The sequence below is a fragment of the Gordonia sp. 135 genome (assembly GCF_009720185.1).
In the GTDB taxonomy this organism is placed as follows: Bacteria; Actinomycetota; Actinomycetes; order Mycobacteriales; family Mycobacteriaceae; genus Gordonia; species Gordonia alkanivorans.
On sequence record NZ_CP046257.1, the window covers coordinates 1946272 to 1967230 of the forward strand.

Genomic DNA, 20959 nt, shown 5'->3' on the forward strand with positions numbered 1-20959 from the left:
TGGGAGGGTGCGATTATCGACGAGCGGCCCTCGGCCAATAGGATGGTGTCCCGTGACTCCCGCCGACCTGGCCGCGCTGCTGCGCGCCGTGACCCTGACCGTGGTCCGCGACCGCGGACTGGACGAGAACCTGGTGCCCGACTCCGTCGTCGTCGAGCGCCCCCGTCACGCTGACCACGGCGATTACTCCACCAACGTCGCCCTGCAGCTCGGCAAGCGACTCGGTGTGGCGCCCCGTGAGCTGGCCGGATGGCTCGCCGAGGCGTTCGCCGGCGACGAGGGCATCGCGAAGTCGGAGATCGCCGGTCCCGGCTTCGTCAACATCTGGCTCGGTGCGGCCGCCCAGAACACCGTCGTGAAGACCGTGCTCGAGCAGGGCGAGAGCTACGGCCGCGGCAAGGAGCTGGCCGGCTCGATCATCAACCTGGAGTTCGTCTCGGCCAACCCGACCGGACCGATCCACCTCGGCGGCACCCGCTGGGCCGCCGTCGGTGACGCGCTCGGCCGTGTCCTGGCCGCTCGCGGCGCCGACGTGACGCGTGAGTACTACTTCAACGACCACGGCGCCCAGATCGACCGCTTCGCGCGGTCGCTGGAGGCCGCGGCGCTGGGCAACCCGACCCCGGAGGACGGATACGCCGGCGACTACATCGCCGACATCGCCGCGCAGGTCGTCGCGAAGGTGCCCGATGTGCTGTCGCAGCCCGTGGCGGACCGGCTCGAGACCTTCCGCTCCATCGGTGTGGACCTCATGTTCGACCACATCAAGCAGAGCCTGCACGACTTCGGCACGGACTTCGACGTCTACACCCACGAGGACAAGATGTTCGCGACGGGCCTCGTCGACGAGTGCATCGAACAGCTCAAGGGCAACGGCAACCTGTACGAGAACGACGGTGCGTGGTGGCTGAAGTCCACCGACTTCGGTGACGACAAAGACCGTGTCGTCATCAAGAGCGACGGCAACGCCGCCTACATCGCCGGTGACATCGCCTACTACCGCGACAAGCGCAACCGCGGCTTCAACCTGTGCATCTACATGCTCGGTGCCGACCACCACGGTTACATCAGCCGCCTCAAGGCCGCCGCGGCCGCGCTCGGCGACGACCCGGCCACCGTCGAGGTCCTCATCGGGCAGATGGTGAACCTGGTCAAGGACGGCAAGCCGGTGCGCATGTCGAAGCGCGCGGGCACGGTCATCACCCTCGACGACCTCGTCGACGCCGTGGGTGTCGACGGTGCGCGGTATTCGCTGATCCGCTCGTCGGTGGACGTCAACATCGACATCGACCTGGACCTGCTGACCAAGCAGTCCAACGACAACCCGGTCTACTACGTGCAATACGCACATGCCCGGATGTCGGCGCTGGCGCGCAACGCCGCCGTCCTGGGTGTGGTGTCCTCGCTCGATCACCTCGACCTGCTCGACGACCCCGCCGAGGGCGAATTGATTCGCACGATCGGCGATTTCGACGAGGTCGTCGCCACCGCGGCCACGCTGCGCGAGCCGCACCGCGTCTGCCGCTACCTCGAGGTCCTCGCCGGCACCTACCACCGCTTCTACGCGAAGTGCCGCGTCCTGCCCCAGGGCGACGAAGAGGTGGCCGACATCCACCGCGCGCGGCTCGCGCTGTGTGAGGCCACCCGCCAGGTCCTGGCCAACGGCCTCGGACTGGTCGGCGTCAGCGCTCCGGAGCAGATGTGAGCGCGCACCCGGCCGGCCCGCGGCACGCCGAACTGCTGGCCGCGCCGCATCTCGCGCAGCGTCCGAACGATCCGGCCGTCCTCGCCGCCCTCCCGCCCCAGGTGTGGCCGCGCAACGCCGCCCGCGACGAGTCGGGTGAGCTTCGTATCGCCGGAGTGCCGGTGAGCGAGCTGGCCGCCGAGTTCGGCACCCCGGCGTTCATCGTCGACGAGGCCGATTTCCGGTCCCGGTGCCGCGACATGATGGCGGCGTTCGGCCCCTTCGGCCGGGTGCACTACGCGTCGAAGGCCTTCCTGTGCAGCGAGGTGGCGCGCTGGGTGAACGAAGAGGGGCTCTCCCTCGACGTGTGCAGCGGCGGCGAACTGGCGATCGCGCTGCACGCCGGTTTCCCCGCGGAACGGATCGCGTTGCACGGCAACAACAAGAGCCCCGAGGAGCTGGCCGCGGCGGTTGACGCCGGGATCGGGCACGTGGTCCTCGACTCGATGATCGAGATCGACCGGCTCGACGCGATCTCCGGTGAGCGCGGCGTCGTCACCGACGTCCTCGTCCGCGTCACCGTCGGTGTGGAGGCGCACACCCACGAGTTCATCTCGACCGCCCACGAGGACCAGAAGTTCGGCTTCGCCCTCGCCGGCGGGGTCGCGATGCAAGCCATCCGGCGGGTCTTCGCGACCGACAACCTCCGCCTCGTCGGTCTGCACAGCCACATCGGTTCGCAGATCTTCGACATGGACGGTTTCGAGCTCGCCGCCCACCGCGTCCTCGGCCTGCTCCACGATGTCGTCGACGAGTTCGGCGTCGAGAAGACCTCGCAGATGTCCATCGTGGATCTCGGTGGGGGGCTGGGTATCTCGTACCTCGAGGAGGAGCGCCCGCTGCCGGTGCAGAAGGTTGCCGAGACCCTCGCTCACATCGTCCGCCGCGAATCCGAAGCCGTCGGACTGCCGATGCCGATCATCGCAATCGAGCCCGGCCGCGCGATCGCCGGACCCGGCACCGTCACGCTCTACCGCGTGGGCACCGTCAAGGACGTGGAACTCGGCGGTGGTGCCACCCGCCGCTACATCTCCGTCGACGGCGGGATGAGCGACAACATCCGTACCGTCCTGTACCAGGCCGAATACGACGTCCGGCTGGTCTCGCGGGTGTCCGACGCACGTGCGGTCGTCTGCCGCGTCGTCGGGAAGCACTGCGAGAGCGGTGACATCGTGATCAAGGACTGCTGGCTGCCCGAGGACCTGGGTCCCGGTGACCTGATCGCGGTCGCCGCCACCGGCGCCTACTGCTACTCGATGTCGAGCCGGTACAACATGACCATGCGGCCGCCGGTGGTGGCCGTGGCCGATGGGGCAGCACGCCTGATGCTGCGGCGCGAGACCATCGACGACTTCCTCAGCCTGGAGGTGGGCTCGTGACCGGATCTGTCCAGAACGCAAGCGACACAAGCGAGGTGAATGCCGTGCGACCCATCGGGGTGGCGGTACTCGGGATGGGCAACGTCGGTGCCGAGGTGGTGCGCATCATCACCGACAATGCCGACGACCTGCGAGCGCGCGTGGGCGCACCGGTGGAGATCCGGGGCGTCGCGGTGCGAGATCTCAACCGGCCGCGCAAGATCGGCCAGGAACTGCTGACCGACGATCCCGCGTCGCTGATCGCACGCGACGACGTCGACATCGTCGTCGAACTCATGGGCGGCATCGACCCGGCCCGGGCGCTGATCCGTACCGCGCTCGAGAGCGGTAAGTCGGTCGTGACCGCCAACAAGGCGTTGCTGGCCGAGTACACCGGTGAGCTCGCGAGCGCGGCCGCCGACGCGAAGGTCGACCTGTACTTCGAGGCCGCGGTCGCCGGTGCAATCCCGGTCATCCGCCCGCTGATGCAGTCGCTCGCCGGCGACACCGTCGAGCGCGTCGCCGGAATCGTCAACGGCACCACCAACTTCATCCTGTCGGCCATGGACGAGACCGGCGCCGACTACGCCGACACGCTCGCCGAGGCGGGCCGTCTCGGATATGCCGAGGCCGACCCGACAGCCGACGTCGAGGGTTACGACGCGGCGGCCAAGGCCGCGATCCTCGCGTCGATAGCCTTCCATTCGCGGGTCACCGCCGCCGACGTCCACCGCGAGGGGATCTCCTCGGTCACCGCGGCCGACCTGCTCGCCGCGAAGAAGTTCGACTGCACGATCAAGCTGCTCTCGATCTGCGAGCGCGTTCGCGATGTCGACGGCTCCCAGCGGGTCTCGGCTCGCGTGTACCCGGCACTGATCCCGCTGACCCACCCGCTCGCCACCGTCAACGGGGCGTTCAACGCGGTGGTCGTCGAGGCCGAGAACGCCGGTCGGCTCATGTTCTACGGCCAGGGCGCCGGTGGCTCGCCCACCGCGTCGGCCGTGCTCGGCGACATGGTGATGGCCGCGCGCAACCGTGTGCACGGCGGACGCGGTCCGCTGGAGTCGACCTATGCGTCGCTGCCGATCGCCCCGATCGACGACGTGTTCACCCGCTACTACATCTCGATGCGCGTCGCCGACCGCCCGGGCGTGCTCGCACAGGTCGCCGGCGAGTTCACCAAGCGTTCGGTGAGCATCGCCGCGGTGCGCCAGGAAGGCGCAGGCGACGACGCCCGCCTGATCGTGGTGACCCATCGGGCCCCGGACCGCGCGCAGTCGGATTGCGTTGCGGCGCTAGAAGACATGGACGCCGTCATCAAGGTGTCGAGTGTGTTGCGATTGGAAGGTACCGATGACTGAGACGACTCCCGCGCCCGTGCACCGCGCGTGGCCCGGCCTGATCGAGGCATACCGTTCGCGGCTGCCCGTCGCCGACGACTGGAAGGTCGTCACCCTGCTCGAGGGCGGCACCCCACTGATCAGCGCCCCGCATCTGTCGTCGCTGACCGGTTGTGAGGTGTATCTCAAGGTCGAGGGCCTCAACCCGACCGGCTCCTTCAAGGACCGCGGCATGACCATGGCCGTGAGCAACGCGGTCAACAACGGCAAGACCGCCGTGCTGTGCGCCTCGACGGGCAACACCTCCGCCTCGGCGGCCGCCTACGCCACCCGCGCCGGGATCACGTGCGCGGTGCTCATCCCGCAGGGCAAGATCGCGATGGGCAAGCTCGCCCAGGCGGTCATGCACGGCGCCAAGATCATCCAGGTGCAGGGCAACTTCGACGACTGCCTCGAGCTCGCCCGCAAGGCGACTGCGGAGTTCAGTGAGATCGAGCTCGTGAACTCGGTCAACCCGGCCCGCATCGAGGGGCAGAAGACGGCCGCCTTCGAGATCGTCGACGTCCTCGGTCGCGCCCCCGACGTGCACGCGCTGCCCGTCGGCAACGCCGGCAACATCACGGCCTACTGGAAGGGCTACACCGAGTACCACGCCGACGGTGTGTCGTCCTCGGTGCCGCGGATGCTCGGTGTGCAGGCCGCCGGTGCGGCCCCGCTGGTGAACGGCGCCCCCGTCAAGGAGCCGGAGACCATCGCGACCGCGATCCGCATCGGCTCGCCCGCGAGCTGGAACCAGGCCGTCGCCGCCAAGGAGGAGTCGAACGGACAGTTCCGCGCGGCCACCGATGAGAAGCTGCTCGAGGCCTACCGCCTGATCGCGGGCAAGGAAGGCGTCTTCGTGGAGCCGGCGTCCGCCGCGAGCGTGGCCGGACTCCTCGCAGCACGTGCCGACGGCTGGATCGAGGCCGGCTCGACGGTCGTATGCACCGTGACCGGCAACGGTCTGAAAGACCCCGACACCGCGCTGGCGGGCATCCCCGAGGTCGAGGCGATCCCGGTCGATCCGGTGGCGGTGGCGAATGCGCTCGGTGTCGGCTGAGTCCGCCGGGGTCGAGGAGATGACGCACAACGGCGAGATGACCGAGCCCGGGGTGGCGACGCGACAGCTACCCGTGGGTGTCTCGGCGCGCGTGCGGGTGCCGGCGTCGAGTGCCAACCTCGGACCGGGATTCGACTGTCTGGGCATCGCTTTGGGCATCTACGACGAGGTGATCGTCGAGACCGTCGACGACGGGATCGTGCTGGACGTCGAGGGGGAGGGTTCGGCCGACGTCCCGCGCGACGAGTCCCACCTGGTCGTGCGTGCCCTCAATCGTGGACTCACCCACGCCGGCGTGTCCGCTCCGGGCCTGAAGTTGCGCTGCGTCAACCAGATCCCGCATTCGCGGGGCCTCGGGTCCTCGGCCGCGGCCGCGGTGTCCGGCCTCGCCGCCGCCTCCGGTCTGATCTCCGCCGCGGGCTTCGGCGCGGGTCTGTCGACCGACGAACTGGTCCAGCTGTCCAGCGAGTTCGAGGGACACCCCGACAACGCCGCCGCGAGCGTCCTCGGTTCGGTCGTCGTCACCTGGACGGAGACCGCCGACGACGTGAACTCGTATCACGCCCACCGGCTGTCGGTACACCCCGATGTCTGCGCGACCGTGTTCGTGCCCGACACCGAGTCGTCGACGTCGTTCACCCGTGGGCTGCTGCCGGATGCGGTGCCGCGCGCCGATGCGGTGTTCAATCTGAGCCGGGCCGCGCTCGCCGTCGTGGCGCTGACCTCCGACCCGCGCAACCTGATGGCCGCCTCGGCGGACCGGTTGCACCAGCCCTATCGTGCGTCGGCGATGGTGCCGACCAGCGAACTCGTCGCCGAACTGCGTGCGCGCGGACATGCCGCGACGGTCTCCGGCGCCGGGCCGACGGTGCTCGTGCTCGGTACCGCGCCGATCCCGGCCGACATCCGGGTGCTCGCTCAGGGACTCGGTTTCACCACCCACTCGGTGGCCATCGCCGGCGGCGTGGACATCAGCGCAGGCTGAGTTGCCGCTCCACGGCGGGGGCGAAGCGTTTCGTCACGGGGCGCCCGGGGAATACCCGACGTGCAACGCACGTTGGGAACGAGGTGTTCAGCGGTGTTCAGCCGAGGATCACAACCTCCGATCGATGTCTTCATTTGGCACTTTCGGCGTGTTGCCCCTATCATGCGAACGGGGTTAACATATTCTGGTCTAGCCGCGCGGGCTTGTCCCGCCGTGCTTCTCATCCATCACCGATCGGGACCACCGATCGTATCCGGCCGGGGTCGTGGGTCTCTGTCGACGGTGCCGAAGCACGGGTGGCTCCCGAGCACGCTCGCAGCGGGACCGAACATCTCTCTGACCGTTCACCCCCTACCGTCCAACGCGGACGGACTCCCTCGCGTACACAGCAGGGAAACGCAGACCTCACGCAGCTTCCGTCTGCGGGAGGAACGAAAGGACTTCCGTGACAGATACGGACCTGATCACCGCACCTGCCGAGCAGGAATCAGCGGGTACGGCCGGCCCTGACTCGGGGCAACCGGCCAAGACGCGGGCTCGGGCAGCACGTACCGGCCTGTCCGGCATGGTGCTCAGCGAGCTGCGGACCGTTGCCGGTGAACTCGGTATCAAGGGCACCTCCGGGATGCGCAAGGGCGATCTGATCGCCGCCATCAAGGAGCGCCAAGGCGGCGGAGCCGCCAAGAGTGCAGACGCCAAGGCCGAGGCCAAGAACACCGAGGCCAAGAGCACCGAGGCCAAGAACACCGAGGCCAAGGCCGCCGAGAGCGCAGGCTCCGAGGCCAAGACCGAGGCCAAGAGCTCCGAGACCCGGCGCCGGAGTGCCAAGGCGTCGTCCGAGGACGGGCAGCTGTCGATCGTCGAGTCCGCCGAAGACGGCGATTCCGGTCGGGCACCCCGCACGGGCAGGAAGAGCGCCGACGCGGAGGCCGGTGAGCAGCGCGCAGACGAGCAGAAGGGCGACGAGCCGAAGGGCGACGCCAAGGGGGATTCGGCGAAGGCCGGCGACTCCGACGCCGGTGAGCAGCGCAATCGCCGCAACCGGAACCAGAACCGGGACAACCAGAACCGTGAGGGTGGCCAGAACCGCGAGGGTGGCCAGAACCGGGACAACCAGAACCGCGATGGCGGCCAGAATCGCGACAACCAGAATCGCGACGGGGGCCAGAACCGCGGTGGCGGCCAGAATCGGGACAACCGTGACGACCGTGACGACGACGGCGAAGGCGGCGGTCGTCGCCGGGGACGCCGTTTCCGCGAGCGTCGTCGTGGGCGCGACCGCGACGGCGGTAGCCAGAACGAGCCGCAGGTCTCCGAAGACGACGTGTTGCAGCCCGTCGCCGGCATCCTCGACGTGCTCGACAACTACGCCTTCGTCCGCACCTCGGGCTACCTCGCCGGTTCCAACGACGTCTATGTGTCGATGAACATGGTGCGCAAGAACGGACTTCGACGCGGCGACGCGATCACCGGCGCGGTCAAGGTGCCGCGCGAGGGTGACCAGCAGAACCAGCGTCAGAAGTTCAACCCGCTCGTGCGTCTCGACACCGTCAACGGCGGTGAGGTGGAGGCGGCGAAGAAGCGCCCCGAGTTCAACAAACTCACCCCGCTGTACCCGAATCAGCGACTGCGCCTGGAGACCACGCCGGACCGCCTGTCGACCCGCGTGATCGACCTGATCATGCCCATCGGCAAGGGGCAGCGCGCACTGATCGTCTCGCCGCCGAAGGCCGGCAAGACGACGATCCTGCAGGACATCGCCAACGCGATCACGGTCAACAACCCGGAATGTCACCTCATGGTGGTGCTCGTCGACGAGCGTCCCGAAGAGGTCACCGACATGCAGCGCTCGGTCAAGGGCGAGGTCATCGCCTCCACCTTCGACCGTCCGCCGTCAGACCACACCTCGGTCGCCGAGCTCGCCATCGAGCGCGCCAAGCGTCTCGTCGAGAGTGGCAAAGACGTTGTGGTACTTCTGGATTCGATCACCCGTCTGGGTCGCGCGTACAACAACGCGTCGCCGGCGTCGGGCCGAATCCTCTCCGGCGGTGTCGATTCGACCGCCCTGTACCCGCCGAAGCGGTTCCTCGGTGCGGCCCGCAACATCGAGAACGGCGGATCGCTGACCATCATCGCCACCGCGATGGTCGAGACCGGTTCGACCGGTGACACGGTCATCTTCGAGGAGTTCAAGGGCACCGGCAACGCCGAGCTCAAGCTCGATCGCAAGATCTCCGAGCGCCGCGTGTTCCCCGCGGTCGACGTCAACCCGTCGGGCACGCGTAAGGACGAGCTCCTGCTCTCGCCCGATGAGTTCGCGATCGTCCACAAGCTGCGTCGTCTCCTGTCCGGTCTCGACTCGCAGCAGGCGATCGACCTGCTGATCAGCCAGCTGAAGAAGACCAAGACGAACATCGAGTTCCTGATGTCGGTACAGAAGACCGCTCCGGGAGCCGGTGGCAACGACGACTGACAGTCGACGAATTGATCGACGGCCCCGTCTCGCATCATGCGGGACGGGGCCGTCGGCGTTTCGCGTCCGCTCCCTGACCGCGAGCTTGCAAGCGTGTCGAAGGGTCCGGGTCTTCGTGGCTCGTCGCTGTGCTCCTCGCGCCTCGGACAGCACGGGGGGTCAGGAAGCCAGATCGCAGGTCAGGTGATCCCACGCCTCGGCGGTGGCGCGCGGAACGGGGCCGGTGTGGGTGACGACGAGGCAGCAGCGTGAGCGCCGGTCGTAGAACTCGATGGCCGCGGTGGGGCCCCACACGCCCGGTGACCTGGTGACCCAGCACTGTTCGACGTGGTTGAAGTTGACCATCACCCGGGAGGTGCCGGACGCGAGCACCATCTGCCCGCGGTGCTCGCGGGCGCCGTCGAGCCGGTCCTGGCGCATCTGCATACATCCCGGCGCCGCAGCGGCCACGGTGACCGTCATCCCGAGCAGCGCGGCGTGCTCGAGAGAGGTGATGACCCGACTCGGATCGACGCGGATGCCGCGCGACCCATGTCCCTGGGCCAGCAGCCGGAGCCGCGAGGTGCCGCCGTCGAGCAGGATCGAGTCGAATAGCCCGACCTGGTCGCCGTCGTGGCGGTCGTGGAGAGCGGCCTGGATGTACTCCGGTCCCGGAAGGGGCGGCACGGGAGCGGGGTCCGAGCCGTGGACGGCCGCCACCGAGGTGGACAGGCTCAGCGACTCGAAGGCGAGGCGGTCGGAGTTCTCGGTCAGGTAGGTCGCATGCGCGGTGTTGCCGCTCGAGTCGAACAGGCGCAGCGTGGGCGGGACAAGGGCGGCGGGATCGGTCTGAAGCGCCGACGACAACCGGGAGGGGTTGAGCCGCAACGAGATCTGCTCGGCGCCGATGGCGAGGGGGCCGCCCAGCGGAGTGGGGCTCCCGTGCACGCCGACCGCGTTCATGATCACCGGCCCGGCGACCGTGACACCGACGACCTCGGCGAGCGAGGGGAGTCGTGCGGCGATCGTGTCGATGTCCGGACTGATCGCGGAGTCGCCGAAATCCGGTGTGGCGAGGAGTGTTTCGAGGTCGCTCGGCCGGATCGGGTCGTCGGTGGAGTCGGGCACTGCGCGCTGGTCTCGGGGGGTCGGCTCAGTAGACGTCGCGAGCGTAACGGCCCGCGGCCCGGAGTGCGTCGACGTAGTCGCGGGCGGCGTCGGAGTCGAGTCCGCCGTGCTGGGCGACGATCTCGTGCAGGGCGGCGTCGACGTCGCCGGCCATCGTGGCGGCATCGCCGCACACGTAGACGTGGGCGCCCTTCTCGAGCCAGGCGAACAGGTCCGCGCCGTTCTCGCGCATCCGGTCCTGCACGTAGACCTTGTGCTCCTGGTCCCGCGAGAACGCGAGATCCAGTCGGTCCAGCAGACCGTCGGTGACGAACCGATCGATCTCGTCGGCGTAGAGGTAGTCGGTGTCGCGATGCTGGTCGCCGAAGAACAGCCAGTTCGAGCCGTTCGAACCGGTGGCCGCACGATGGTGGAGGAAAGCGCGGAACGGGGCGATGCCGGTTCCCGGACCGATCATGACGGCCGGGGCATCCGCGTCGGGAAGGCGGAACGTCTTGTTGGGGGTGATGAAGACGTTCACGGTGTCGCCGGGTGCGCAACGGTCGGCGAGGTGCGTCGAGCAGACACCGCCGCGTTCGCGGTCGTCGGCGACGTAGCGAACGGTTGCCATCGTGATGTGCACGGTTCCGGAGTGAACCGTGGGGCTCGAGGAGATCGAGTACTCGCGGTGGGCGAGCGGACTCAGTTCCTCGAGGAGTTCCTCGGGTGCGAAGTCCAGGGTCGGATCGATGTTCAGCAGGTCCAGCACGTCACGGCCGCGGAGCCATGCGTCGAGTGCCTGTGCGTCACCGGCCTCGACCAGGCGGGTGAGCTCGGCCTGACCGGTACGCTCGGCCACCGCCTTCGCCAGGTACTTCGACGGGCAGCCGATCTCGTAGCGCGTGGTCAGGGCCTCGCGGAGGCTGTAGGTGGCTTTCCGATCGGCGATGATCTCGTCGCCGGCCGCGCCCAGGCGGTCGAGCAGGAGATCCACCAGGGCGGGATCGTTGACCGGCGTGATGGCGATGCCGTCGCCCGGCTCGTAGGTGATGCCGCTGTCGCCGAGCGAGATCTGGACGTGCCGGACCTCCTTGGCCGATCCCGGGCCCGACAGGACGGTGTTGGCGAGGATCGTCGCGGGGTAGGGGTTACGGCGGTTCCACGGTGACCGCGCCGGCTTGCGCCGCGCGGGTGCGGTCTGCGGCATGGACGACTCATCCGGGGTGGTGCGCAGTGGGGTGCTGGTACCGGCCGAAGCGGCGTCGTACATCGAGAGTCCTTCGTGGTCGCGGACGGTTGGCCGTCGGCCACCGTACTATGTTTAGGGCACCCTTACGACCCTTCCGGGGTGTGACATTGGCCGGGAATCAAACGGGTGGCCCCGCTGTTGACCGACGTGCGACCGCTGCGTCCGCGATTTCCGTCGCGAACGGCACACATGGCATACTGAGCGGTCGAGTCCGGTTCCGGTTCACACCGTCGAGAGGCGACGGTGACCCGGCGACCCCAGAAAGGGACACCCAGATATGAAGCAGGGAATCCACCCCGAGTACGCGGCGACCACCGTCGTCTGCGGCTGCGGCAACACGTTCGAGACCCGCAGCACCGCGGCCAACGGTCGTATCAACGTCGAAGTCTGCTCGCAGTGCCACCCGTTCTACACGGGCAAGCAGAAGATCCTCGACACCGGCGGCCGTGTCGCCCGGTTCGAGAAGCGCTACGGCAAGCGCGCCAAGTAGACCACGCTGCGACGCCCGCCCGACGCCGAGTCGGGACGGGCGTCGTTTGTGTTTGACCAGGTTCTTCTTTCCCAGCATGCTTGCCGAAGGCGTCTTCGGCGGTGAGTTCCGTCTTTACGAGTGAGGTTCGCAGTGAGTACGCAGAGTCCGTCGGCCATCGATGACATCCTGGCCGAGCACTCCGGTCTCGAGCGGCAGCTCGCCGACCCCTCGCTCCACGACGACCCCACCGCCGCCCGGCGGGTGGGCAAGCGGTTCGCCGAACTCGCCCCGGTGATGTCGACCTACAACAAGCTCAAGGCGGCCCGCGAGGACCTCGAGGCGGCACGTGAGCTCGCGGCCGACGACCCGTCCTTCGCCGCCGAGATCCCCGCCCTCGAGACGACCGTCGAGGAACTCGACGCAACGCTCACCGACCTGCTCGCCCCGCGTGACCCCCACGACAGCGACGACGTGGTCCTCGAGATCAAGTCCGGCGCCGGCGGCGAGGAGTCCGCGCTGTTCGCCGCCGACCTCGCACGCATGTACCTCAAGTACTGCGAGCGGCACGGCTGGAAGGTGCAGACCCTCGGTGTCACCGAATCCGACCTCGGCGGCTACAAAGAGGCGACCTTCTCGATCAAGTCCAAGGAGACCGTCCGCGACGGCGTGTGGTCGCGACTCAAGTTCGAGGGCGGCGTCCACCGCGTGCAGCGCGTGCCGGTGACCGAGTCCCAGGGGCGCATCCACACCTCGGCGGCCGGAGTGCTCATCTACCCGGAGCCCGAAGAGGTCGCCGAGGTCGCGATCGACGAATCCGACCTCCGCATCGACGTCTACCGGTCGTCGGGCAAGGGCGGCCAGGGCGTCAACACCACCGACTCCGCGGTGCGCATCACCCACCTGCCCACCGGCATCGTCGTGACCTGCCAGAACGAGCGGTCGCAGCTCCAGAACAAGGCCCGGGCCATGCAGGTCCTCGCCGCCCGCCTCCAGTCGGCGGCGGAGGAAGAGGCGGAGGCCGCGGCCGCGGAGGGTCGTGCTGCGCAGATCCGCACCGTCGACCGTTCCGAGCGCATCCGTACCTACAACTTCCCCGAGAACCGCATCACCGATCACCGCATCGGCTACAAGGCCAACAACCTCGATGCCGTCCTCGCCGGGGACATGGACAACCTCCTCGACGCACTCGTCGCCGCCGAGCGCCAGGCCCGCATGGAAGCCGAATAGCCCGATGTCGGACGCGCCGGCCCGGGTGGCCGACGAAATCCGCAGTGCCGCCGCACGACTGGCCGCCGCCGGGATCGACTCGGCGCGTCGGGACGCCGAATGGCTGATGGCGCACGTCCTCTCGTGTGATCCCGGGCGCCTGATCGTCGTCGACACGATCGACGACGCACGGCTCCGCGAGTTCCGGACGGCCGTCGAGCAGCGGACACGGCGAATCCCGTTGCAGCACATCGTCGGTAGCGCACCCTTCGGCCCGCTCGAACTGGCCGTGGGGCCGGGTGTGTTCATCCCGCGGCCGGAGACGGAGTATCTGCTCGAGTGGGCGGCGTCCGCCGCGGCGACCATGACGGACCCGGTGCGCATCGTCGATCTGTGCAGCGGGAGCGGTGCGCTGGCCATCGGCCTGGCAACGCTGGTCCGATCCGCGCGCGTGACCGCCGTCGAGGTGGACGACGATGCCTTGAAGTGGTTGCGGCGCAACGTGTCCGACGCGCCTGCAGCGGTGCGGGAACGGCTGGACGTGGTGGCCGCGGATGTCACCGACGCCGAGCAGATCGGCAAGGCGATCCCGCCGGGCAGCGTCTCGGTCGTCGTGACCAACCCGCCCTACGTCCCGATGCGGTCCGAGGTCGGTCCGGAAGTGGACCACGATCCGGCGCGCGCCGTCTTCGGCGGCGACGACGGCATGAGTGTGATCGTCCCGATGGTGCCGATCATCGCGACCATGCTCCGCGTGGGTGGTCTCGTCGGGATCGAACACGACGACACGACCTCGGACGCCGTCGTCGACTGCCTTCGCGCGCACGGCGCATTCGACGAGGTGACCGCCCGTACGGATCTGGCCCGCCGGCCGCGCTTCGTGACGGCCCGCCGGGTCGGCTGAGGCGCGTCTGCCGGGGTGCCCGGCCGGTGGCATGAAAGGATGGACCGGTGAGCATTGTTTTCGACTGCAACGATCCGCAGAGCCGTTCGGCGGGCATTCGCGCGGCCGTCGGGGCGGCGAAGGCGGGACGCCTGGTGGTGATCCCCACCGACACGCTCTACGGAGTCGGTTGCGACGCCTTCGATTCCGACGCCGTCGGCTCGCTGCTCGCGGCCAAGCATCGGGGCCGGGACATGCCGGTGCCGGTTCTCGTCGGCTCCTGGCATTCCATCGACGGACTCGTGCTGTCCGTCCCGCAGGCCGCCCGTGACCTCATCGAGGCGTTCTGGCCCGGCGGACTGAGTCTCGTTGTCCGCCAGGCACCTTCGCTCGCCTGGGATCTCGGTGACACCGACGGCACGGTCATGCTGCGCATGCCGCTGCACCCGGTCGCCATCGAGCTCTTGCGCGAGGTCGGGCCGATGGCGGTGTCGAGCGCGAACGTCTCGGGGCGTCCGCCCGCCACCACGGTCGACGAGGCCCGTGAACAACTCGGCGACGAGATCTCGGTCTACCTCGACGGCGGGCCCGCGCCGGTCGCCCAGGCGTCGACGATCGTCGACGTATCGGGCGCGCAGCCGCGGGTCCTGCGTGAGGGTGCCATCACGATCGAGGCCGTCGCCGAGGTCCTCGACGTCGACCCCGACTCACTGCGTGGGTGAGATGCCGCCGGGCATCGGTTCGACGGGTGACCCGCAGATCGACGCGCTGATCGAGCGGGAGTCGACCCGCCGGCGGACGTGGCTCCAGCTGCTCGCGAGCGAGACCGAACCGACTTCCGGGGTGCGGGCCGCGATGGCCTCGACCTTCGACTCGAAGTACGCCGAGGGGCGCCCCGGGTCCCGCTATCACGGTGGGTGCGAGGTCGTCGACGAGCTCGAGGAGCTCGCGATCGGCCGGGCGCGGGACCTCTTCGGCGCCGGTCACGTCGACGTCCAGCCGCTGTCGGGGAGTGCGGCGAATCTCGCCGTCCATGCCGCGTTCGCCCAACCGGGCGACCCCGTGCTCGCGCTGCGGCTCGAACACGGCGGGCACCAGACCCACGGTTCGCGCGCCAACTTCTCCGGGCGCTGGTTCTCACCACTGCACTACGAGGTGCGCCGCGACGATGAGCTCGTCGACTACGACCAGGTACGGGAACTCGCCCTGGTGCACCGGCCGCGGATGCTGGTCGCGGGCGCCACGTCGTATTCGCGCTCCTTCGACTACCCGCTGCTCCGCGAGATAGCAGACGAGGCCGAGTGCATCCTCCTGGTCGACGCCGCGCATCTCGCCGGACACGTCGCCGCCGGGCTCCTCCCGTCGCCGGTGCCGCACGCCGACGTCGTCACCTTCTCCACCAACAAGGTCTTCCGCGGGCCCCGCGGTGGCGTCATCCTGGCGCGCACCGAACATGCGGACGCGTTGCGCAAGGCGGTCCACCCGTTCATCCAGGGCGGTCCGTCCATGCACGCGATCGCCGCGAAGGCCGTCACCTTCCACGACGCCGGTACCGAGGAGTTCGCCGACTACGTGCGGGCGACCGCGCGCATCGCGACCGACCTCGCCGACGCGTTGACCGCCCGCGGGCTGCGCGTGGTCTCCGGGGGCACGGACATCCATCTCGCGGTGGTCGACGTGGCCGCGCTCGGCATCTCCGGGTCCGAGGCGCAGGATCGTCTCAACCGATCGGGGATCGTGGTCGACAAAGCCGTCCTGCCCTTCGACGACCGTCCCGTCGCCGAGGGCTCGGGCATCCGGATCGGTACCCCGGCGGCCACCTCCCGGGGCCTGACCGTGGACATGATCCCGGCGGTCGCCGACGCGATGCTGGCCGCGATGTCGACCGACGATCTCGCGACGCACGATCGGATCCACCGTGAGATCAGCAGCCTCGCATGCGGGTAGCGTTGTCCGGGTGTCCGATACGTCCCCAGCGATCTCCACGGTGGGAGTGGTGAGCCGATGATCGACGCCGCCCCGGTGGTGCTCGCGGCCGCGACCGACGGGGGAGGGGCCGGTGTCCCGCTGCGCGAGTTGCTGCTCGTCGGTCTGACCGCTGCCGCGATGACGTATCTGCTGACCTCGGCGGTGCGCGTGTTCGCGATCAAGGCCGGCGCGGTCGCCGTACCGCGCGTGCGCGACGTCCACGTGATCCCGACCCCGCGACTCGGCGGTCTCGGCATGTTCGGCGGGGTGGTGGCCGGCATCGCGCTCGCCGCCAACCTGCCCGCACTCAACCGGGGATTCGCCTACACCACCGACATGACCGCGGTGATCACCGCGGGCACGGTGATCGTCCTGGTCGGTGTCGTCGACGACCGGTGGGGCCTCGACGCGCTGACGAAGTTCGTCGGGCAGCTGACCGCCGCCGGGGTGCTCGTTCTCCTCGGCATCTCCTGGATCCAGGTGCCGGTGCCGTTCGCCGACATCGGGACCATCGTGCTGGATCCGCTTCAGGCGGGCCTCCTCACCGTGGCCGTCACGGTGGCGACCATCAACGCGATCAACTTCGTCGACGGCCTCGACGGTCTCGCCGCCGGTCTGGGACTCATCGCCGCGGCCGCGATCTGCATGTTCTCGCTCGGCCTGCTCCGCGATCAGGGCGGCGACGTCAGCTACTACCCGCCGGCGCTCATCGCCGTCGCACTCGCCGGGGCCTGTCTCGGCTTCCTGCCGCACAACTTCTCGCCGGCCCGGATCTTCATGGGCGACTCCGGGGCGATGCTGATCGGGCTCATGCTGGCAGCCGCCTCGACGAGTGCGTCGGGTCGTATCGCGGTCAACGCTTACGGCCCGGCCGACATCTTCACCCTGCTGTCACCGCTGATCCTCGTGGCGGCCGTGGTCTTCATCCCGATGCTCGACATGCTGCTCGCGGTGATCCGCCGGACCCGTGCCGGAGTCGGCTTCTACACCCCGGACAAGATGCACCTGCACCACCGTCTGCTCGAACTCGGGCATTCCCAGCGCCGCGTCGCTCTGATCATCTACCTCTGGGTCGGGGTCCTGGCCTTCTCCGCCGCGGCGAGCACCCTGTTCCCGCTGTCGGTGGTCGCGCCCATGTTCGGCGGGGGACTGGTGGTCGCCCTGCTGGTCACGATGGCGCCCCGGTTGCAGCGCCGGTTCGCCGAGCTCAGGACTTCTACGAAAGCGTTCCGGTGAGGTCCAGGTGGGCTTCCGGTAATGTCCGGTTCCGACCGAGCGCACCCTTGGTAAGGGCACGGTAAAGCTCGTGTACTATCGGCCGTAGTAGTTGTGGCCCGGGCGCCGACGGTGATCGCCGGCGGTTCCCGCGAGCCGCGACTCATACCCCCCGGTAAGACCTTCGGGGTGGTGTTGGTAGGGTCACACCAAACGCGAGCTGTTGCCTGGCGGCCACTGGCTGCTGCACGCACGCGGGTGCCCCGTGCCGTCGGTATGGATTCAACGAGCTGAGGAGAGGGACATGGAGACTTCTGCCCCTGATTCAGCCCCCGTCTATCCGCAGGCGCCCACCGGTCTGCGTCGTCCGGCCCTTATCGCCGGAGGCGTGACGCTCGTGGTCGCGGTGGTCTCGATCCTCGTCGGTCATCCCCTCTTCGCAGTGTTCTTCCTGCTCGGAGTCGCGGGAATCCTGGTCAACGCACTGCTCGTCAAGCGTGCCGTCGACACGGTCACCGCCGAGTTGAACCCCCGCAAAACCGCACTTGCTCTCAACTCCGCCATGCGACTCGGTGCCATCACGGTGCTCGCTCTGCTGGCGGCGTTTCTGGTCCAACCCGACGGGTTGGGCGCGATGTTCGGACTCGCCATCGGCCAGGTGGTCTTGGTGCTGAACACGGTCATTCCGGTGATGAAAGGACTTCGTAGCCAACCATGACGACCGCCCTCTACCTAGCCGCAGAGGATGGAGAATCATCCATCCAGGTGGGTCATTACACCAAGTTCGAGCTCTTCGGGTTGACCTTCAACCTGGAGACCATCATCGCCACGGCGCTCGCGGCGGCGATCATGCTCGCGCTGGCGTTCTACCTGAAGTCCAAGGTCACCTCGACGGGCGTGCCGTCGGGTGTGCAGCTCTTCTGGGAGACCGTCACCGTCCAGATGCGCAGCCAGGTCGAGAGCGCCATCGGCATGAAGGTCGCCCCGTACGTCCTGCCGCTGGCCGTCTCCCTGTTCACCTTCATCCTGATCTCGAACTGGCTGTCGATCCTGCCGGTGCAGGTCGGTCACCACGAGATCCTCAAGCCGCCCGCCGCGGACGTGAACTTCGCCTACGCGCTCGCGGTCTTCGTCTTCATCTGGTACCAGGCGGCCGGCTTCAAGCAGCGTGGTCTGCTGGGCCACCCCAAGCGCATCCTGAAGGGTCACGTCACCTTCCTCGCACCGATCAACGTGATCGAGGAGTTCACCAAGCCGATCTCGCTCTCGCTGCGACTCTTCGGCAACGTGTTCGCCGGCAGCATGATGGTCGCCCTGATCGCACTGTTCCCGCCGTACATCATGTGGGCGCCCAACGCGATCTGGAAGTCCTTCGAGCTGTTCGTCGGCCTGATCCAGGCGTTCATCTTCGCGCTGCTGACGATCCTCTACTTCTCGCAGTCGATGGAGACCGAGGATCACTGACCGCCCGAGCAGGGCACCTCGCGGGGTGAGAACGCCGCGACCACAACCGCACATGACCGACCTGCGTCGGCGCCTGTCGTCGCAGCCACAGACCTGACACACCAGTTGTCAGCAACCGAAAGGGAAATATCACAATGGATCCTTACATTGGCCTCGGCGCACTCATCGGTGGCGGCCTGATCATGGCCGGTGGCGCCGTTGGTGCCGGTATCGGTAACGGCCTGGCCGGTAGCCAGCTCATCGCCGGTATCGCTCGCCAGCCGGAGGCTCAGGGTCGTCTGTTCACCCCGTTCTTCATCACCGTTGGTCTGGTTGAGGCCGCTTACTTCATCAACCTGGCCTTCATGGCGCTCTTCGTGTTCGCCACCCCGATCAGCGCCGGCTGATCACCGCTCTCCCTTTTGTCGCCGAGTAGAAACGACACCTCACCACAATGACGCTTGCTGCAGAGAACTTCCTGCTTCCGAATGGAACGTTCTTCGTTGTCCTGCTCATCTTCGTGATTTTGCTGCTGGTCATCCGCAAGTTCGTGGTTCCGCCGATTCAGCAGGTCCTCGAGGAGCGGGACGAGATGATCCACCGCACCGCGGAGGACAATCGGACTGCCGCCGCCGAATTCGAGGATGCGGACGTGCAGTTCCGTTCGCTCCTCAAGGAAGCGCGCGGTGAGGCCACCGCCAAGCGCGACGAAGCTCGCGCCGAGGGCCGTGAACAGCTGAACGAGATGAAGCAGCGAGCGACCGCCGAGGCCGACGCTGCCCTGCAGTCGACCAGCTCCGAGCTGGCGGCTCAGGGTGAGCAGGCGGCATCGACGGCTGCAGCTGATGTGGACACACTCGCCAAGACCCTCGCGGCGCGTGTGCTCGGTGTCGACTCGGCCACTCTTTCCGACACCCGATCGACGAGCGGAGCGGTGAACTGATGGCTGCCAACACTGAGACCGAATCCGACCAGGGCCCCATCGGTACCTGGCTCCACGACATCGGTGCTGCTTTCGACCCTGCGATCTTCATCGCTCAGCTCTTCGGCTTCGCGGTCATCATCTTCCTGCTGTGGAAGTACGTCCGCCCGCCGGTGCAGAAGATGATGCGTGATCGGCAGGAGACGGTGCGCACCCAACTCGCCGAGGCCGAAGCCGCCAAGAAGCGGGTCGCCGAAGGCAAGAAGGCTCGTGAGAAGGCCGTGACCGAGGCCAAGGCCGAGGCCGAGCAGCTGAAGAAGGACGCCGCGGCCGATGCCGAGGCGATCACCTCCGACATCCGCGCCCAGGCCGATCACGAGGTCAAGCGCATCTCCGAGCACGGCCGCAACCAGGTCGCGCTGGTGCGGGCGAACCTGGTTCGTCAGCTTCGTACCGACCTCGGTCTCGCCGCGGTCGACAAGGCCGGCGAACTCGTGCGCAACCACCTCGCCGACGACTCGGCCCAGGCCGCGAGTGTCGACCGGGTCATCGACGAGCTCGAGGAGATGTCCTCCGGATCGTCGTCGGCGGTTCCGTCGAGCGCCAAGCTCGTCGGTCTGCACGCCATGCGTGCCGCCAGCCGCGACGCCGCTCTCGCGGTGTCGGACAAGTTCGACTCGGCTGCGAGCGATCTCGACGGTGCGGCGCTCGCCGCGGCGTCGGGTGATCTGACCGCGGCCATCAACCTCCTCGGCGAGAACCCGGTGCTGCGCAAGCGACTGGTCGAGGACGACGAGAACGCCGCCGGCAAGAACTCGCTGGTGCACACCTTGTTCGACGGCAAGGTGGCCCCGGTGGTCGTGGAGGTTCTCGCAACCGCCTCGACTCAGCGGTGGTCGTCGTCGGGCGATTTCATCACCGCCCTGCGTCGCCAGAACTCGCTGATCGTGCTCACCGCCGCCGAGCGTGACGGGGTCATCGAGCAGGTCGAGGACGAGCTGTTCCGGGTCAGCCGGATCCTGGAGGCCAACCCGCAGCTCGCGTCGCTGCTCTCCGATCACGGCAAGGACGCCGACAAGCGCGTCGACCTCCTGCAGAAGCTGGTGGGGGAGAAGGTCAGCGGCCACACCTGGACGCTGCTGTCCTCGACCGTCCGCCTGCTGAACGGTCAGGCCGCCGATGTCGCCGTCGATCAGCTCGCCGAGCTGGCCGCCGCCCGACGCGGCGAATCGGTCGCCCACGTCGTGTCGGCCTCCGAACTGGCCGACGCACAGGTCGAGCGCCTCGCGACCGTCCTCGGCGGGATCTACGGCCGCACCATCTCGGTGCAGACCGAGGTCCAGCCCGAACTGCTGGGCGGCCTGCGGATCAGCGTCGGCGACGAGGTCATCGACGCCGATGTCGCCACGCGCCTCGCGAAGGCAGCCGAGACGCTGCCGCGCTGACGCAGCTCGACCCTGACCACCCGAACACCCAAGCCCGAGCCCTAAAGCCTCAGAGCTAATCAAGGAAAGAC

Annotated in this window: 19 protein-coding genes; 17 read left to right on the forward strand and 2 right to left on the reverse strand. The window is 68.3% G+C overall.

From position 1 onward, the window contains the following. Positions 1–52: 52 nt before the first annotated feature. The 6 genes from argS to rho all read left to right on the forward strand — a co-directional run bounded on the left by argS (position 53) and on the right by rho (position 8999). A complete protein-coding gene (gene argS, locus GKZ92_RS08910; protein WP_006360507.1) occupies positions 53–1705 on the forward strand; it encodes an arginine--tRNA ligase in 1653 nt (550 codons plus the stop codon). Next, on the forward strand, positions 1702–3123 hold the full coding sequence (lysA, locus tag GKZ92_RS08915) for a diaminopimelate decarboxylase (protein WP_006360508.1): 1422 nt from the start codon (positions 1702–1704) through the stop codon (positions 3121–3123). The genes argS and lysA overlap by 4 nt, the downstream gene beginning before the upstream one ends. Next, on the forward strand, positions 3120–4463 hold the full coding sequence (locus GKZ92_RS08920) for a homoserine dehydrogenase (protein WP_006360509.1): 1344 nt from the start codon (positions 3120–3122) through the stop codon (positions 4461–4463). The genes lysA and GKZ92_RS08920 overlap by 4 nt, the downstream gene beginning before the upstream one ends. Then, positions 4456–5541, forward strand: coding sequence for a threonine synthase (gene thrC, locus GKZ92_RS08925; RefSeq protein WP_006360510.1), 1086 nt, complete (start codon positions 4456–4458; stop codon positions 5539–5541). The genes GKZ92_RS08920 and thrC overlap by 8 nt, the downstream gene beginning before the upstream one ends. After that, complete coding sequence (gene thrB, locus GKZ92_RS08930) at positions 5522–6526, forward strand: homoserine kinase (RefSeq protein ID WP_006360511.1); 1005 nt, start codon at positions 5522–5524, stop codon at positions 6524–6526. The genes thrC and thrB overlap by 20 nt, the downstream gene beginning before the upstream one ends. A 445-nt stretch (positions 6527–6971) precedes the next feature. Continuing rightward, the gene (gene rho / locus GKZ92_RS08935; protein ID WP_006360512.1) at positions 6972–8999 is read left to right on the forward strand and encodes a transcription termination factor Rho; all 2028 of its coding nucleotides are present in this window, start codon (positions 6972–6974) and stop codon (positions 8997–8999) included. A 159-nt stretch (positions 9000–9158) separates the two neighbouring features. On the opposite strand, the gene GKZ92_RS08940 is transcribed toward rho, so the two are convergent. Together GKZ92_RS08940 and GKZ92_RS08945 are read right to left on the reverse strand one after the other, a co-directional pair. After that, positions 9159–10106 carry a heme transporter gene (locus tag GKZ92_RS08940; RefSeq protein ID WP_155225200.1) on the reverse strand — a complete coding sequence of 316 codons (948 nt, stop codon included), beginning with the start codon at positions 10104–10106 and terminating at the stop codon, positions 9159–9161. 25 nt (positions 10107–10131) lie between these two features. Further along, complete coding sequence (locus GKZ92_RS08945) at positions 10132–11355, reverse strand: sulfite reductase subunit alpha (protein ID WP_155225201.1); 1224 nt, start codon at positions 11353–11355, stop codon at positions 10132–10134. Positions 11356–11611: 256 nt separating this feature from the next. Between GKZ92_RS08945 and rpmE the strand changes: the two genes are divergently transcribed. The 11 genes from rpmE (at position 11612) to GKZ92_RS09000 (ending at position 20888) form a co-directional block, all read left to right on the forward strand. After that, complete coding sequence (gene rpmE / locus GKZ92_RS08950) at positions 11612–11824, forward strand: 50S ribosomal protein L31 (protein ID WP_006360515.1); 213 nt, start codon at positions 11612–11614, stop codon at positions 11822–11824. Between the two features lie 132 nt (positions 11825–11956). Then, on the forward strand, positions 11957–13033 hold the full coding sequence (prfA, locus tag GKZ92_RS08955; protein ID WP_006360516.1) for a peptide chain release factor 1: 1077 nt from the start codon (positions 11957–11959) through the stop codon (positions 13031–13033). A gap of 4 nt (positions 13034–13037) precedes the next feature. Next, a complete protein-coding gene (prmC, locus tag GKZ92_RS08960; RefSeq protein WP_155225202.1) occupies positions 13038–13916 on the forward strand; it encodes a peptide chain release factor N(5)-glutamine methyltransferase in 879 nt (292 codons plus the stop codon). Between the two features lie 47 nt (positions 13917–13963). Beyond that, positions 13964–14617 (forward strand): L-threonylcarbamoyladenylate synthase, encoded by a 654-nt coding sequence (locus GKZ92_RS08965; RefSeq protein WP_006360518.1) that lies wholly within the window; start codon positions 13964–13966, stop codon positions 14615–14617. A gap of 1 nt (position 14618) precedes the next feature. Then, a complete protein-coding gene (gene glyA, locus GKZ92_RS08970; RefSeq protein WP_155225697.1) occupies positions 14619–15842 on the forward strand; it encodes a serine hydroxymethyltransferase in 1224 nt (407 codons plus the stop codon). A 57-nt stretch (positions 15843–15899) separates the two neighbouring features. After that, positions 15900–17099 carry a glycosyltransferase family 4 protein gene (locus GKZ92_RS08975; protein WP_075862882.1) on the forward strand — a complete coding sequence of 400 codons (1200 nt, stop codon included), beginning with the start codon at positions 15900–15902 and terminating at the stop codon, positions 17097–17099. A 283-nt stretch (positions 17100–17382) separates the two neighbouring features. Beyond that, positions 17383–17796 carry a hypothetical protein gene (locus GKZ92_RS08980; protein ID WP_006360521.1) on the forward strand — a complete coding sequence of 138 codons (414 nt, stop codon included), beginning with the start codon at positions 17383–17385 and terminating at the stop codon, positions 17794–17796. Further along, on the forward strand, positions 17793–18542 hold the full coding sequence (gene atpB, locus GKZ92_RS08985) for a F0F1 ATP synthase subunit A (RefSeq protein WP_006360522.1): 750 nt from the start codon (positions 17793–17795) through the stop codon (positions 18540–18542). The genes GKZ92_RS08980 and atpB overlap by 4 nt, the downstream gene beginning before the upstream one ends. Positions 18543–18676: 134 nt before the next feature. Continuing rightward, positions 18677–18928, forward strand: a complete 252-nt coding sequence (locus GKZ92_RS08990; RefSeq protein ID WP_006360523.1) for a F0F1 ATP synthase subunit C — start codon at positions 18677–18679, stop codon at positions 18926–18928. Positions 18929–18975: 47 nt separating this feature from the next. Further along, positions 18976–19464 (forward strand): F0F1 ATP synthase subunit B, encoded by a 489-nt coding sequence (locus tag GKZ92_RS08995; protein WP_006360524.1) that lies wholly within the window; start codon positions 18976–18978, stop codon positions 19462–19464. Next, the gene (locus GKZ92_RS09000) at positions 19464–20888 is read left to right on the forward strand and encodes a F0F1 ATP synthase subunit B/delta (RefSeq protein WP_035750777.1); all 1425 of its coding nucleotides are present in this window, start codon (positions 19464–19466) and stop codon (positions 20886–20888) included. Before GKZ92_RS08995 ends, GKZ92_RS09000 begins: the two co-directional genes overlap by 1 nt. Positions 20889–20959: the final 71 nt, after the last annotated feature.

Coding starts and splice junctions, on each gene's coding strand:
- thrC (WP_006360510.1), top strand. CDS start 4,456: ATGACTGAGACGACTCCCGCGCCCGTGCACCGCGCGTGGCCCGGCCTG.
- thrB (WP_006360511.1), top strand. CDS start 5,522: ATGCGCTCGGTGTCGGCTGAGTCCGCCGGGGTCGAGGAGATGACGCAC.
- GKZ92_RS08945 (WP_155225201.1), bottom strand. CDS start 11,355: ATGTACGACGCCGCTTCGGCCGGTACCAGCACCCCACTGCGCACCACC.
- rpmE (WP_006360515.1), top strand. CDS start 11,612: ATGAAGCAGGGAATCCACCCCGAGTACGCGGCGACCACCGTCGTCTGC.
- prmC (WP_155225202.1), top strand. CDS start 13,038: ATGTCGGACGCGCCGGCCCGGGTGGCCGACGAAATCCGCAGTGCCGCC.
- glyA (WP_155225697.1), top strand. CDS start 14,619: ATGCCGCCGGGCATCGGTTCGACGGGTGACCCGCAGATCGACGCGCTG.
- GKZ92_RS08975 (WP_075862882.1), top strand. CDS start 15,900: ATGATCGACGCCGCCCCGGTGGTGCTCGCGGCCGCGACCGACGGGGGA.
- GKZ92_RS08980 (WP_006360521.1), top strand. CDS start 17,383: ATGGAGACTTCTGCCCCTGATTCAGCCCCCGTCTATCCGCAGGCGCCC.
- atpB (WP_006360522.1), top strand. CDS start 17,793: ATGACGACCGCCCTCTACCTAGCCGCAGAGGATGGAGAATCATCCATC.
- GKZ92_RS08990 (WP_006360523.1), top strand. CDS start 18,677: ATGGATCCTTACATTGGCCTCGGCGCACTCATCGGTGGCGGCCTGATC.
- GKZ92_RS08995 (WP_006360524.1), top strand. CDS start 18,976: ATGACGCTTGCTGCAGAGAACTTCCTGCTTCCGAATGGAACGTTCTTC.
- GKZ92_RS09000 (WP_035750777.1), top strand. CDS start 19,464: ATGGCTGCCAACACTGAGACCGAATCCGACCAGGGCCCCATCGGTACC.